This window comes from Paraburkholderia youngii (assembly GCF_013366925.1).
Classification (GTDB): Bacteria; Pseudomonadota; Gammaproteobacteria; order Burkholderiales; family Burkholderiaceae; genus Paraburkholderia; species Paraburkholderia youngii.
In genome coordinates this window covers 5,753,094-5,766,024 of sequence record NZ_JAALDK010000001.1, presented here as the reverse complement: position 1 = coordinate 5,766,024, position 12,931 = coordinate 5,753,094, and the positions used below count along the sequence as shown (strand labels likewise).

Genomic DNA, 12,931 nt, shown 5'->3' with positions numbered 1-12,931 from the left:
GGGGCGCCGCGCGGGCAGGCGTGATTGGCGGCATGCTCGTGCCGCCATCTGGCGAGATCCCTCGCAATCCTTAGCTCAGTGGTGACGCAACAGATCGCGCAATGCGTGCGACTCTTCCGCCGGCGGCTCCACGGTCTGCCACGCCGACGGCGGGATGGTCTGCCACGCCGATTCGTGCGACGCGAGCGAGACGAGGCGCTGCGCGTCCTTGCTGCTCGAATCGATCCGCAACGCTTCGTTGGCGTTGTGCGACGCGCACTCCCAACGTCCGACGTTGCTACAGCCGCGCGCGAGACTCAGCAACGCGTCCCGTTGCTGCTCTAGCGTGCTGACCTGGGCGCGCATGCCGCGCGCGTCGCGATTGTTGGGCTGCGCGGTGATGGCCGCGGCCAGGCGCGCTTTGGTCGCCGACAGATTGCCTCGTTGCAGATAGCCGCGCGCGGCTTTCAGATTGCGCTCGGCGTCGGCGCGCTGCTTGTCGGCCAGCGTGAGCGGGGCGGCCAACGTGTCGGTGTTGCTGCTGTGGTTGGTGTTGATCGACGCGACCGCCGTACCGCGCGGCGTGGGCGCGGCGACGCCCGCGCCCGATTTCGTGGTTGGCGCTGCGGTGGGTGCGGTCGTGACGACGAGTGGAGACGATGGCACGACGGTCGGCGTGGTCGCAACGACTGACGTTGACGGTCGGGCCGGGACGGGTGCAGTCGCCACGACTGGCGGTGACGAATGCGCTACGGCCGGCGCGGACGCGACGACGGTCGGCGCGGTCGCCACGACGGGCGGTGACGAGCGCGTCACGGTGGGCGCGGACGCGACGACGGGTGGTGCTGCGCGAGCTACGGTCGGCGTGGTCGCCACGGCCGGCGGTGCCGAGCGCGCTACGGTTGGCGCGGACGCGACGACGGGCGGTGACGAGCGCGTCGCGGTGGGCGCGGTCGCCACGACGGGCGGCACCGAGCGCGCTACGGTTGGCGCGGTCGCCACGACGGGCGGTGACGAGCGCGTCGCGGTTGGCGCGGTCGCCACGACGGGCGGCACCGAGCGCGCTACGGTCGGCGCGGTCGCCACGACGGGCGGTGACGAGCGCGTCACGGTAGGCGCGGACGCGACGACGGGCGGTGCTGCGCGAGCTACGGTCGGCGTGGTCGCCACGACGGGCGGTGACGAGCGCGTCCCGGTCGGCGTGGTTGCCGCGACAGGCGCCGCCGAGTGCGCTACGGTTGGCGCGGTCGCCACGACGGGCGATGAGGATGGTGCGACGGTCGAGGTGGTGGCCACGACTGGCGGTGACGACCGCGCCAAGGTTGGCGCGGTCGCAACGACAGGCGACGAGGACGGCGCGACGTTCGGCGCGGTCGCCACGACCTGCGGCGCCGATGACGCGACAGGCGCGCTCACGTTCGCCGGTTGCTGCCGCGCGACGACCACGGGACGCGGCGCTTGCGCGACGATCGACGCGGGCGTCGGCGCCGCGGCAACCGACGGCGCCGCATGCCGCACAACGCTCTGCGCAGGGACTTGCCCAGGCGTGTCAGGGTGCACTGTGCCGAAGACCGTCACTGGCGTGTCGACGCTCGCATCGTCGTCGAGAAGAACGAAGCCGATATACACGGCGCCGAGCGTCGCGAGCGCGGCCGCGGTTAGCGCAAGCGGGTGCCGCCGTCGACGTCCGCCCGGCTCGAACGTGGCCTCGTCGAGCAATTCGTAGGGGCTCATCTTCGTTTGCGCGGAGCGCCGCGAGGCACGGTCCGCGGGCAAGCTCGCGGCCGCTGGCAGCGGGTCGAGTTGCGCTCGCGATGTACTCAGCGCCCAGGATCGCGCGGTGCGCTCGCCGGGCTTGTCGTCCGTATCGAACGAATCGATCGGCAGCGCATGGCATGCGGGACACGGCGAAAAGCGGCCCGGCAGCGGCACGCCGCAGTATGCGCAGTGATGGAAAAATGGCTGGTCGGAAGTCGAGTCGCGCGGCATGGCCGTGTCGCTCCACTGGCGCCGAAGGTCGGCGCCATTAAAAAGAATGAATGCGACGACGCTCGCAGGCGGCGTCGGCCGAACTACTGGACGACGTAACCGCGCGCCTGCATGCACGCGCCGTAGGCGGCCCAATAGCGGGTCATCGGAGGCTCGGGCGCGGGCAGCGGCGGCAGCTTCACGTTCGACGCCGCGTTGGCCTGCATCGAAGCGCCCGCTCCATCCGACGCGCCGGCTGCCGCGCTCGCGCCCGGTGTCGCCGCCGATGCGCTCGGCGGTGCATTCGCCGTCGCGGTGGCCGGTGCCCCTGGCGCACTGGCGCCGTTCGCGGCTTCGTTCACGGGCTTCGCCGACGCTGCGCCGCTAGGCGCTTGCGCGCCGGCGAGCGGCGCGCTCGCGGCTTCGGGCGCGCTCGCGTTCCACGGCAGCGGCGTGGCCGAGAAGGAACTGGGGGGAAGCGGGGGTTTCGACGGTATCCCGGTCGACGCACCTTTGGCCGCCGGCGGATGACGCGGCGGAATCTGCGACTCGTGGGCCATGTTGACCCCGGTCACGCGGTTCGCCTCGGCGTAGCACATCGCGTTATCGATGCTGCGCTCGTAAGGGCTCTGACTTCGGATCGGATAGGTGACTGGCCGCCACGCGAACGCGGCAGTGCTCGTCACCAATAGCGTCAGTACGGTATATGTTTTAAATGCCATCGCAGTCACTCCCGCAGCGATGTCTCGCCTTTTTGTGTTTGATTTCGTGTCGTGTTCGAGCTTGTTGTCGATGCCTGGCGCTCGTGCTTCTGTCGCGGCCTGCCGATAGGCCGTGGCGTTGCGGTGCTCGTGCCACGGCTCCCCGGAAGGGCACGTCGCGAATGCCGCTTTAACGAGCGTAGCACCGCGGCTTGGCCGCGCGATGCATCGAATAGCGCGTGAAAACGCCATCGTGCAGTGCAATCAGGACACAATCGGCGAGGCGGCGTTGAAGATCGGGACAATCCCTGGTCGCCACGAAGGATCGTCAGGAGTCGAAGATGAAGAATCCATCGTATCGCTATCGACCGCTTTGCGCTGCGCTTTGTTTGTCGATGCTGTCGCTCGCCGCGCCGCTCGCGAGCGGCGCGAGCGACGCCAACATGAGCGCGGAGACGGCGGGCGAGCGGGCGAGTTTCGCGCAGGCGTTTTGCGGCGTGTCGCCCGAGCGCATCGGTGCCTATAAGGAGCGGCTCCGAAAGGTGCTGACCGGAGCGACCGATTTCGATCAGCACTGGGACGCGGGCTGGCATCGCGCCGACGACACCAATAGCCAGATGAACGCACTACGCGAGCGAGACCCGAAGGAATTCGCCGCGCGTATCAAGGTCGATTGCGAACGGCTCAAGTGGATGGCAGGTAACGCGTTGCGCCCGCCTGCGCAGAAGTGAGTCGAACCATGCTCGATCGGACGGGGGTTTTCCCTGGAAATGGCAGATCCGACGGTATCGAGTACGGTGCGCGGCTGCTGTTTGTCTGCGATAGCGCCCCTTCGCCGTGCGGCTACAAGCCGCAAATCTCGCCGCAAGTATTTGTTTTTGCTCGGGTTCGCAGCTCAGACGCATGATTGCGCCGGCGCGCCGGCACCGCGCCGGTCGTGCAAAACCTCGCCCGCAGCGCCGCTGCTCCCTACTTCTTGAATTTGTCACTACCCGTCCATATAATTAGCACTCGCTGCACGAGAGTGCTAACAACATCTCCGGTTGGCTCGTCCAGCCGGGTTTTCTCAGCGTTCTTCAGTCTCAATCAGAGAGGAGTATGTATGAACCTTCGTCCTTTGCATGATCGCGTGATCGTCAAGCGTCTGGATCAGGAAACCAAGACCGCGTCGGGCATCGTGATCCCCGAAGCCGCAGCAGAAAAGCCGGATCAAGGTGAAATCCTCGCAGTCGGCCCGGGCAAGCGCGACGACAAGGGCGCAGCGATCGCCCTCGACGTGAAGGTCGGCGACCGCGTCCTGTTCGGCAAGTACGCAGGCCAGACCGTCAAGGTCGACGGCAACGAACTGCTGGTGATGCGCGAAGAAGACATCATGGCCGTGGTGCAGAAGTAAGCGCAAAGTCGCTACTTCCCCGGTTATATCCAAAGTATTCAAGGAGTTAGAAGATGGCAGCTAAAGACGTCGTATTCGGTGATTCCGCCCGTGCCAAGATGGTCGAAGGCGTGAACATTCTCGCCAACGCCGTGAAGGTCACGCTGGGTCCGAAGGGCCGCAACGTGGTCCTCGAGCGCAGCTTCGGCGGCCCGACGGTCACCAAGGACGGTGTGTCGGTCGCAAAAGAGATCGAACTGAAAGACAAGCTCCAGAACATGGGCGCGCAAATGGTCAAGGAAGTCGCTTCCAAGACCAGCGACAACGCAGGCGACGGCACGACGACCGCTACGGTTCTCGCGCAATCGATCGTCCGCGAAGGCATGAAGTACGTCGCATCGGGCATGAACCCGATGGACCTGAAGCGCGGCATCGACAAGGCTGTTGCAGCCGCAATCGAAGAACTGCGCAAGATCAGCAAGCCGTGCACGACCAACAAGGAAATCGCCCAGGTTGGCGCGATCTCGGCGAACAGCGATTCGTCGATCGGCGAGCGCATCGCTGAAGCAATGGACAAGGTCGGCAAGGAAGGCGTGATCACCGTCGAAGACGGCAAATCGCTGCAAGACGAGCTGGACGTCGTCGAAGGTATGCAATTCGACCGCGGCTACCTGTCGCCGTACTTCATCAACAACCCGGACAAGCAAGTTGCCGTGCTCGACAACCCGTTCGTGCTGCTGCACGACAAGAAGGTGTCGAACATCCGTGATCTGCTGCCGGTTCTGGAACAAGTCGCGAAGGCTGGCCGTCCGCTGCTGATCATCGCTGAAGACGTCGAAGGCGAAGCGCTCGCAACGCTGGTCGTCAACAACATCCGCGGCATCCTGAAGACCGTTGCTGTGAAGGCACCGGGCTTCGGCGATCGTCGTAAGGCGATGCTGGAAGACATCGCGATCCTGACCGGCGGCCAGGTCATCGCAGAAGAAACCGGCCTCACGCTCGAGAAGGCAACGCTGGCTGAACTGGGCCAGGCGAAGCGTATCGAAGTGGGCAAGGAAAACACCACGATCATCGACGGCGCTGGCGAAGCAGCGAACATCGAAGCTCGCGTCAAGCAAGTGCGCAAGCAAATCGAAGAAGCGACCTCGGACTACGACCGTGAAAAGCTGCAAGAACGCGTTGCCAAGCTGGCAGGCGGCGTTGCAGTGATCAAGGTCGGTGCTGCGACCGAAGTCGAAATGAAGGAAAAGAAGGCACGTGTCGAAGACGCACTGCACGCAACGCGCGCAGCTGTGGAAGAAGGCATCGTCGCTGGCGGCGGCGTCGCGCTGATCCGTGCGCGTACGGCGATCGCTGGCCTGAAGGGTGCTAACGCCGATCAGGACGCAGGTATCAAGATCGTTCTGCGCGCAATGGAAGAGCCGCTGCGCCAGATCGTCACCAACGGTGGCGAAGAAGCGAGCGTCGTCGTGGCAGCGGTTGCTGCTGGCAAGGGCAACTACGGCTACAACGCAGCGACCGGCGAGTACGTCGACCTGGTTGACGCAGGTGTCGTGGACCCGACGAAGGTGACGCGCACGGCGCTGCAAAACGCAGCTTCGGTTGCTGGCCTGCTGCTGACGACCGACGCAGCTGTCTGCGAACTGCCGAAGGAAGAAGCTCCGATGCCTGGCGGCATGCCCGGCGGCATGGGCGGCATGGGCATGGACATGTAATTCCGCTCGGGCCTCGTGGTCCGGCCGCGTGGTTGAACTGCCGCGCGTCTGGATCACGGACGAGGCCCGCTTGGAAGATCATGTGGGGGAGTGCGCCGCGAGGCGTTTCCTCAAACGAAAAAACCCGCTCAGGCGGGTTTTTTCGTTTGGAGCCGGCGTTGATGTGGCGGCCAGCAAGCGCTTCCGGACGCCCTTTGTCCCGATCAGGCGCCCGCGACGTGAGCCGTACGCTGAACCGATCTTCCGAGACACTTTTCGCGCAGGTAGTGGAAAATCTGCGCGACGCTTTGCGCGGGGCTCAGCGTTCCGGTTTCGACGTGCAGGTCAGGATCGAGCGGTGCTTCATAGGGCGCTGATACGCCGGTGAACGAGCTGATCTCGCCAGACCTCGCTTTCGCGTAAAGACCTTTGGGATCGCGGCTTGCGCAGGTGGCGAGCGAGGCGGACACGTAGGTTTCGACGAACTTGTCGGCTCCGATGATCTCGCGCGCCATTGCGCGGTCTTCGCGTAGCGGTGAAATCAGCGCGGTAATCACGATCAAACCCGCATCGTTCATCAACTGGGCGACGTGCGCGACGCGGCGGATGTTTTCGCGCCGGTCGTCGCGCTCGAAGCCCAGGTCGCTCGCCAGACCGTGGCGGATGTTATCGCCGTCGAGCACATAGCAGGCATGACCGAGCGCGATTAGCCGCTCTTCGAGCGCGAACGCCAGTGTCGATTTACCGGCGCCGGACAGGCCGGTCAGCCAGATCGTGGCGGGCGTCTGATCGAATATGCGCATGCGGTCCTGCGCCGCGATCTTGCCGGTGAAGCGTTGCACGAAGATGGGCGGCTCTTTCATGTATAAGTTCTCCTGACTCCTTTGGCTCACTCGCAGTGCCAGCCTTGTCGCCACGTGCCAGCGTTGTGCAGGCGTTCCGTGGAATCCGCGATCGTAACGCAAAAGCCTTCTGGGATGCCGTCTGGCAGCGCAATCGAAAATCCGCTGTTCGAACTCGGATAGCCGGCGCTTGCCACATCGGGCCGCGGCTCGCCGCTGAGGCCGGTTGCGACGATCTGCGCGCCGATCCGCACTTCGAGCGGCACTTGCCGCTCTGGTCTGCTCAAGTTGACGGCCCAGCCGCGCACTACACCGTCCCCCACCGTGTCGACGAAGCCGTCGAACAGGTCGGCTAGCGGACGCCGCTGGCTTTGCGCGAACTCCAGATAAGTATCGATCGGCGTCAGATCGAAGCGGCGGATCACCTCATGCACGCGCGACAGGAATGAGCCGTCGATGCCCAGAACCGTTGCGCTATAAATGTGCGGATTCTCGAGCCGATTTATTTCTGCCTGGATCACGCGGACCAATTCAAGCGCATTCGAAAAGACGCTGCCCGACTCTTTGGCATAAGCTTCGACGATGCGATTGGCATCGCGAAACAGCTCGTAATCAAGGCTATTGTCATCGATAAATTTCTGTCTTGCTGCTTCGCTTAACAGTGCTGTGCCATTCGGTTTGCCATTAATGCGGTTCGCTTCGAAGCAGAACGGTAATTTCATTCCGGTCGAACCGCACAACCTCAGTAAGAATTCGCTCATGTCCTCGCAGACGCCGACGGTACCGATATGTTCGCGCAAATGGATTTGCGCGACGGCGAGGGACGCTTCGTTGACCGCCGGTTCGCCGCTCAGCATCTGCACGAACAGGTTCCGGCCGCCGAGCGATTCGCTGACCCACTCGTCGAGCGATAGCACACCTTGAAGCGCCATAGCCTCCGGCGTCGACACGCTGACTCCGCGCATGATTTGGCCGTTCTTGCCGTTCGCGGCATACCGGTAGTGAGAGATGTGGCGCGCGAGCGGATCGCGCAGGATCGTGCAGTAGTTGACCGGATGTTTCATCACCCGATGAATCCCAAACGGATGATGTCCACCGCCGACTTGTGTCTCGAGAAGCTTCGCGCGACAGTTTCCCCACCCATCCTGATCCCAAACAAAGCTAATGAATTGATCATTACCTTTATTCAAATCAAAGCACGAAATCACGGTAGAACCGCCGCATTTCGGTGGATGGATAAAAAAGGTTGGGAAAGACATGTGGGGACATATGGCTGTCAGTGATGCGTAAAGTCTAGACAAAAGGTGTCATTGACGTTGTAACGTTTAATTACGCAGGAACACGTCTGGTTACATTGGCGCGAAAGACGCACTAAATGAAAAAACCCGCCTAATAGCGGGTTTCTAGTCGATACCGATGAATGACGAGGTCAGTGTCGCGCTTCCCCGGGCGCTGCGCCCTTGCCTTGGGCCGGCGGGGTCTCGTCGTCGCTGCTGCGTGCCCAGAAGAAACGATCGGGCATGTACGCCCCCATGCCAGGCCGGAACGCATTGCGCACCGCCTGATACAGATACTCCTGGCTTTCGCGCACCGCTTCCGCGGGCTCCTGGCCGTTGGCGAGCAGCGCGGCGATCGCCGCGCCAAGCGTATCGGTCAGGCCCGTCAGCCGATGGGGCGCACGGTCCCACAAGTCCTGACGCAACTGGCCGTCCTCGCTGAAGAGCGTGTTGACGAGCCGGTGCGTGCCGGTTTCGGTCGACAGAATGTACTCGCAGCCCTGCGACAGCAGATGCGAGATCGCGGCGTCGAGGCTCGGCGCCTCCGCGTCGCCGTCGGGCTGCGCAAGCGCGAGCAGCGTCGACGAGTCGGCGACCAGCAGCGTGGTTTGCGGGGCGAGCAGATCGGCGATCGCTTCGCGCAGTTCGTCGGCGGCGAGCACGTGTTCGTCGTCGAGCGTGAAGTCCGGGGCGAGGATCAGCGGGACATCGTCGTAGTCGGCAACCACTTCCGCGATCGCGCTGACCACCTCGGCGCGCGTGCACGCGCCGACCTTGAAGGCGGCGATCGGCATGTCCTCGAGCAGCATGCGCGCCTGCGTCGCGACGATGTCAGGGTCGAGGCCGGTGACTTCATCGCAGCTCGCCGAGTCGCGCACGGTATAGCCCGTGAGCACGGATACGCCGTGGCAGCCCATGCTGGCAAGTGTCATCAGGTCCGCCTGCAGGCCGGAGCCGCCAGTGGGATCGGAGAGACCGAAGGTGAGGACGATCGGAGGCGTGTCGCTGGGCATGAAAATGGATAAGAAAAGCAGGATTTCGGCGCACAGTGCGCAATTGGCTCAATTATGCGGCCTAAACCGTTGACAGGGCGTTTTTTCGCGCGGCTTGCCCGAGGGCCCACTCTACCGTGTCGCTGGCGCCCGCCCAACGCGTGGCAAGACGCCGCAAGCGGCGCTGGCACGGCGCGCGGGCGCCCCGCCGAAGGCCGGTCCACGCTGCGGTTGCGCGTTTTCGATTGCTAGGCATGGGGGCGCCAACACGGTACCATCATGGCTCCCGTTTTCCCCGGACTCAACGACGCGACAAAAGAATGGAATATCAAAGCTGGATGTGCCTGATTTGCGGCTGGATTTACGACGAAGAGGCCGGCTTGCCCGACGAAGGCATTGCGCCGGGCACGCGCTGGGAAGACGTGCCCATCAACTGGACGTGTCCCGAGTGCGGAGCGCGCAAGGAAGACTTCGAAATGGTCCAGATCTGAAGCACGGCAAGCCCCCGGAAGCTTCGGCCCCAAAACGGTGTCCCGAGGTTCGCTCCCGAACCTGAACCCTGAGCTTCAATCCCGAAAGTGAGCGGTGTCGCCACCGCACAATTGCTGCAATCGCTTGATGCGTCCGGCGCGCCCGGCGCCTGTCTGAGCGCGCTGGCGCGGAACATCGCCGGACGCGTCGTGTCGCAACGGTAGTCTGTCATTGTCCTGTCGCCGGTTCGCGCGGTGGCCGCTCACTCGGCACGCGGCGCGAAGCGACGGCGCCGTCAGCTTCGTGTCGCCTGCCCATGACTCCTCGATCCGCAGCACCCGTTTCCATCGATGCACTGCCGAACCCGCGCGGCGGCGCGGTCCGCCCGGCGGAACTGGCGCTCGCCGAGGCGTCGCTCGCGTTCGAGCAGCGCCACGAGAGCGGTGCCGCGCTGCTGCGTGCGTCGCATGCCTTGCGCACGGCGGGCTGGCTCAGCGCGCAGCGTTTCGCCGACGCGCTGGTGCGGCTCTCGCCACTCGCGAGCGATGAGTCGGCCGAAGCGCAAAGCGCCCGGCCTGTGTTCGGCGCGGCGCTGCGCGACTTCCGCGCGGCGCTCGAACGTCACAATCTGCGCGAGCTCAGCTGCTCGCCGACGCTGTTCAACCATTACCGCGAGCTGTGCGCGCAACTCGTCGAACCCACGCCGGGCTCCGCCGTCGCGTTCGAAGAGCTCGCGCTGTGCGCGCGGCCGGTGCCCCCGGCGTCGCTGCACGCTCAATCGGCCGATCAGCTGGCACATCTGCGGGCGCGCTACGAGCGCGCTCTGCTGCCGGTGCTGCGCTCGCAGGCCGACACGGGTAGCGCGGTGGCGCTTGCGGTCACGAACGCCGCGCTCGACGAGCTCGACGCCGTGTTCACCGAACTCGCCGGCCCCGATCCCTACGACTTCTGGCGGCTCGCTCGCGCCTGCGCGAAGGCGCTGCGCGCGCGCGGCCACGCAATTCGCGATATCGAAGCACGGCGCTTTTACGCGCGCTGCAACCTGGCGCTCGCCGATCACGCGCGCGGCATCGAGCGCGCGCCGCGTTCGCTGGTGCGCGCGACGCTCGCGCTGCTGTGGCGCGACTACGCGCTGTTCGGCGCGGCCGCCCAGGACGCCGACCAGGTCGAGGTGCTGCACGATTACGGCTTGACCGTCGACTGGCACGTCGCCGGCACGCAGTCGTCGGAAGCGCTGTGGGAGGCGCGCGCGCTCGAGGTGCAGTCGCTGCCGCACACGCGCGATCTCGGCGTGCTGAGTGTCAACGCGAACGCGTACGAAGATTTCCTGCAGACCGCCGAAGCGTCGATCGAGGCGCTCGCCGCGCATGCCCGCGCGGCCGATCAGCCGGAGAAAGCCGACCCGAGCGAAGCACTGCAGGCGGGCGACGCCGCCTACCGGCTCGGCTCGGCCGCCTGCGCGCTCGGCCTCGGTCATGTGGCGCTGCTCGCCGATGCCCTCGGGCTCGCATGGCGGCGTCGTGCGCATGCGGCCGTCGCGACGCCGGCGGTGCGCGTACACGTGATCGTCGGCGCGCCGGCGGCCGACACGCTCGAGCAGGCCGCCGAGGCGTTGCGCGCGTCGCTGCACAAAGTCGCCGCGGGCGTTGGGCCGGCCGGCGGCAGCTTCACGCAGGCGGCGCTCACCACGCTCACGCGCGCGATCGAGCAGGGCGGCGCGTGAAGCGCAAGCCAGGCCGAACCAAACGCGCGACGTGGCGCGCGAATTGCGTCCGCAACGCCTCGACCGACGCGCGCCGAATCCGCTGAAACCCATTTTGACGAGTCACAATCCCGCTACTTCGCGACACGCGTCGAACCTGCCGTTCTACGCGGTGTTTCGGCGCCTGATCGCGGCATGGCGCGAGTCGCGCGCGTGATAGAGTGGAACTTGATCCGGCGTCGATGACGCCGCACGTCGCGTGCAACCCAACGCGTTGCAATGCTCAAAGCAGCCCGCCATCGCGCATCGTCTTTGCTAAAATCCGAACTATGTCCAAGAGTACCGATCGCATCAATCTGACCAACCAGTTCCTGATCGCCATGCCGAACATGGCCGATCCGACGTTTTCAGGAACGGTGGTCTACCTTTGCGATCACAGTGAGCGCGGCGCGCTCGGCCTCGTGATCAACCGGCCGACCGATATCGACCTGGAAGCGCTCTTCAATCGCATCGATCTGAAGCTGGAGATCGAACCTCTTCTCCATGTTCCCGTGTATTTCGGCGGCCCGGTGCAAACCGAGCGCGGCTTCGTGCTGCACGATCCGAAAGGCGGCAGCGCGTACACGTCGTCGATGTCGGTGCCGGGCGGGCTCGAAATGACCACCTCGAAAGACGTGCTCGAGGCCGTCGCGAGCGGCAACGGTCCGGAGCGTTTCCTGCTGACGCTCGGCCACGCCGGCTGGGGCGCCGGTCAGCTCGAAGACGAAATCTCGAAGAACGGCTGGCTGACGGTCGAGGCCGATCCGAAGATCGTCTTCGACGTGCCGGCCGAAGATCGTCTCGAAGCGGCGCTCGCGCTGCTCGGCGTGTCGCTGTCGATGCTGTCGGGCGAGGCCGGGCACGCATGAGGGGCCGCGCATGAATCTGCCGGCCGGACGTGAGGCGACGCTGCTTGCGTTCGACTACGGCGTGAAACGCATCGGCGTGGCGGTCGGCAATTCGCTGACGCGCCGCGCGCGGCCGCTCGTCGTCGTGCAGAACCGCAGCAAGGAGTACCGTTTCGAAGCGCTCGGCAAGCTGATCGCCGAATGGAAGCCCGATGCGCTGGTGGTCGGCCTGCCGATGCACCCCGACGGCACACCGCACGAGCGCACGCAGCTCGCGAAGCGCTTCGGCAACCAGCTGAACGGCCGCTTCAATCTGCCGGTCACGTGGGTCGACGAGCGCTACTCGTCGGTCGAGGCCGAGGCGCAAATCCGCGCCGGCAACGCCCGCATCGACATGCTCGATGCCGAAGCCGCGAGCATCATCCTCCAGCAATATCTTGACGGACTTTCCGACGATCATGAGTTCCATTGACGCCGAAGCGCTGTATCGCGCGTTGCTCGACCAGATTCGCGCGGCCTATGGCGAGCAGCTCGCGGCAGCGCACGACGGCGCCCAGGCGGCGGTGCTCGCGGGTATCCATAGCGGCGGCGCATGGCTCGCCGAGCGGCTCGCGCGCGACCTGAACCTGCCGAGCTTCGGCGTGGTGAACGTCGCGCTGCATCGCGACGACTACGCGAAGAAAGGGCTGCACGCGCAGGCGAGCCCGACCTCGCTGCCGTTCGCGGTCGATGGCAGCCGCATCGTGCTGGTCGACGACGTGCTGTACACCGGCCGCACGATTCGCGCGGCGGTGAACGAGCTGTATGACTATGGCCGGCCGGCGTCGGTCGAACTCGCGGTGCTCGCCGATCGCGGCGGACGCGAGTTGCCGGTGGCGGCGCGCTTCGTCGGCGGCGTGGTCGACGTGCCGGCCGACGCGACGCTCGTGCTGGCCCACGAAGACGACGGCGGGGGCGGCCAGCGGTTCTCTTTTCACACTGAAGCACGCGTTGATTGAAACTTGCGCGAGCAACGCGCCGACCTCGATCACGTTGAAGCCCGTATT

General features: G+C 65.3%; 14 protein-coding genes. 9 read left to right on the top strand and 5 right to left on the bottom strand.

From position 1 onward, the window contains the following. Positions 1 to 75: 75 nt before the first annotated feature. A complete protein-coding gene (locus G5S42_RS26295) occupies positions 76 to 645 on the bottom strand; it encodes a hypothetical protein (RefSeq protein ID WP_176109413.1) in 570 nt (189 codons plus the stop codon). On the opposite strand from G5S42_RS26295, the gene G5S42_RS26290 reads away from it, so the two are divergent. Next, positions 620 to 1,705 (top strand): hypothetical protein, encoded by a 1,086-nt coding sequence (locus tag G5S42_RS26290; RefSeq protein ID WP_176109412.1) that lies wholly within the window; start codon positions 620 to 622, stop codon positions 1,703 to 1,705. The two genes, G5S42_RS26295 and G5S42_RS26290, sit on opposite strands and share 26 nt — an antisense overlap. Before the next feature lie 346 nt (positions 1,706 to 2,051). On the opposite strand, the gene G5S42_RS26285 is transcribed toward G5S42_RS26290, so the two are convergent. Next, positions 2,052 to 2,669: a hypothetical protein gene (locus tag G5S42_RS26285; protein WP_176109411.1), complete on the bottom strand. Its 618-nt coding sequence runs from the start codon at positions 2,667 to 2,669 to the stop codon at positions 2,052 to 2,054. 320 nt (positions 2,670 to 2,989) lie between these two features. Here G5S42_RS26285 and G5S42_RS26280 point away from each other — a divergent pair, with 320 nt between their 5' ends. The 3 genes from G5S42_RS26280 (at position 2,990) to groL (ending at position 5,735) form a co-directional block, all read left to right on the top strand. Beyond that, positions 2,990 to 3,379 (top strand): hypothetical protein, encoded by a 390-nt coding sequence (locus G5S42_RS26280; protein ID WP_176109410.1) that lies wholly within the window; start codon positions 2,990 to 2,992, stop codon positions 3,377 to 3,379. A gap of 371 nt (positions 3,380 to 3,750) precedes the next feature. Continuing rightward, positions 3,751 to 4,041 carry a co-chaperone GroES gene (gene groES, locus G5S42_RS26275; RefSeq protein WP_008923887.1) on the top strand — a complete coding sequence of 97 codons (291 nt, stop codon included), beginning with the start codon at positions 3,751 to 3,753 and terminating at the stop codon, positions 4,039 to 4,041. Positions 4,042 to 4,094: 53 nt separating this feature from the next. Then, complete coding sequence (gene groL / locus G5S42_RS26270; protein ID WP_176109409.1) at positions 4,095 to 5,735, top strand: chaperonin GroEL; 1,641 nt, start codon at positions 4,095 to 4,097, stop codon at positions 5,733 to 5,735. Positions 5,736 to 5,938: 203 nt separating this feature from the next. Here groL and cysC read toward each other — a convergent pair whose 3' ends face one another. The 3 genes from cysC to G5S42_RS26255 form a co-directional block, all read right to left on the bottom strand. After that, a complete protein-coding gene (gene cysC / locus G5S42_RS26265; RefSeq protein WP_176109408.1) occupies positions 5,939 to 6,577 on the bottom strand; it encodes an adenylyl-sulfate kinase in 639 nt (212 codons plus the stop codon). A 26-nt stretch (positions 6,578 to 6,603) separates the two neighbouring features. Further along, a complete protein-coding gene (locus tag G5S42_RS26260; protein ID WP_176109407.1) occupies positions 6,604 to 7,815 on the bottom strand; it encodes a chondroitin 4-O-sulfotransferase in 1,212 nt (403 codons plus the stop codon). A 170-nt stretch (positions 7,816 to 7,985) separates the two neighbouring features. Continuing rightward, entirely contained in the window at positions 7,986 to 8,846 is an 861-nt protein-coding gene (locus G5S42_RS26255; RefSeq protein WP_176109406.1) for a hydroxymethylpyrimidine/phosphomethylpyrimidine kinase, read from the bottom strand. A 299-nt stretch (positions 8,847 to 9,145) separates the two neighbouring features. Here G5S42_RS26255 and G5S42_RS26250 point away from each other — a divergent pair, with 299 nt between their 5' ends. From G5S42_RS26250 to pyrR, 5 genes are all read left to right on the top strand, one after another. After that, on the top strand, positions 9,146 to 9,316 hold the full coding sequence (locus G5S42_RS26250; protein WP_006047743.1) for a rubredoxin: 171 nt from the start codon (positions 9,146 to 9,148) through the stop codon (positions 9,314 to 9,316). Positions 9,317 to 9,612: 296 nt separating this feature from the next. Further along, entirely contained in the window at positions 9,613 to 11,019 is a 1,407-nt protein-coding gene (locus G5S42_RS26245; protein WP_176109405.1) for a FimL-related protein, read from the top strand. 308 nt (positions 11,020 to 11,327) lie between these two features. Continuing rightward, complete coding sequence (locus tag G5S42_RS26240) at positions 11,328 to 11,906, top strand: YqgE/AlgH family protein (protein WP_013088593.1); 579 nt, start codon at positions 11,328 to 11,330, stop codon at positions 11,904 to 11,906. 10 nt (positions 11,907 to 11,916) lie between these two features. Further along, positions 11,917 to 12,357, top strand: coding sequence for a Holliday junction resolvase RuvX (gene ruvX, locus G5S42_RS26235; RefSeq protein WP_176109404.1), 441 nt, complete (start codon positions 11,917 to 11,919; stop codon positions 12,355 to 12,357). Then, entirely contained in the window at positions 12,344 to 12,883 is a 540-nt protein-coding gene (gene pyrR, locus G5S42_RS26230; protein WP_176109403.1) for a bifunctional pyr operon transcriptional regulator/uracil phosphoribosyltransferase PyrR, read from the top strand. The genes ruvX and pyrR overlap by 14 nt, the downstream gene beginning before the upstream one ends. Positions 12,884 to 12,931 lie beyond the last annotated feature (48 nt).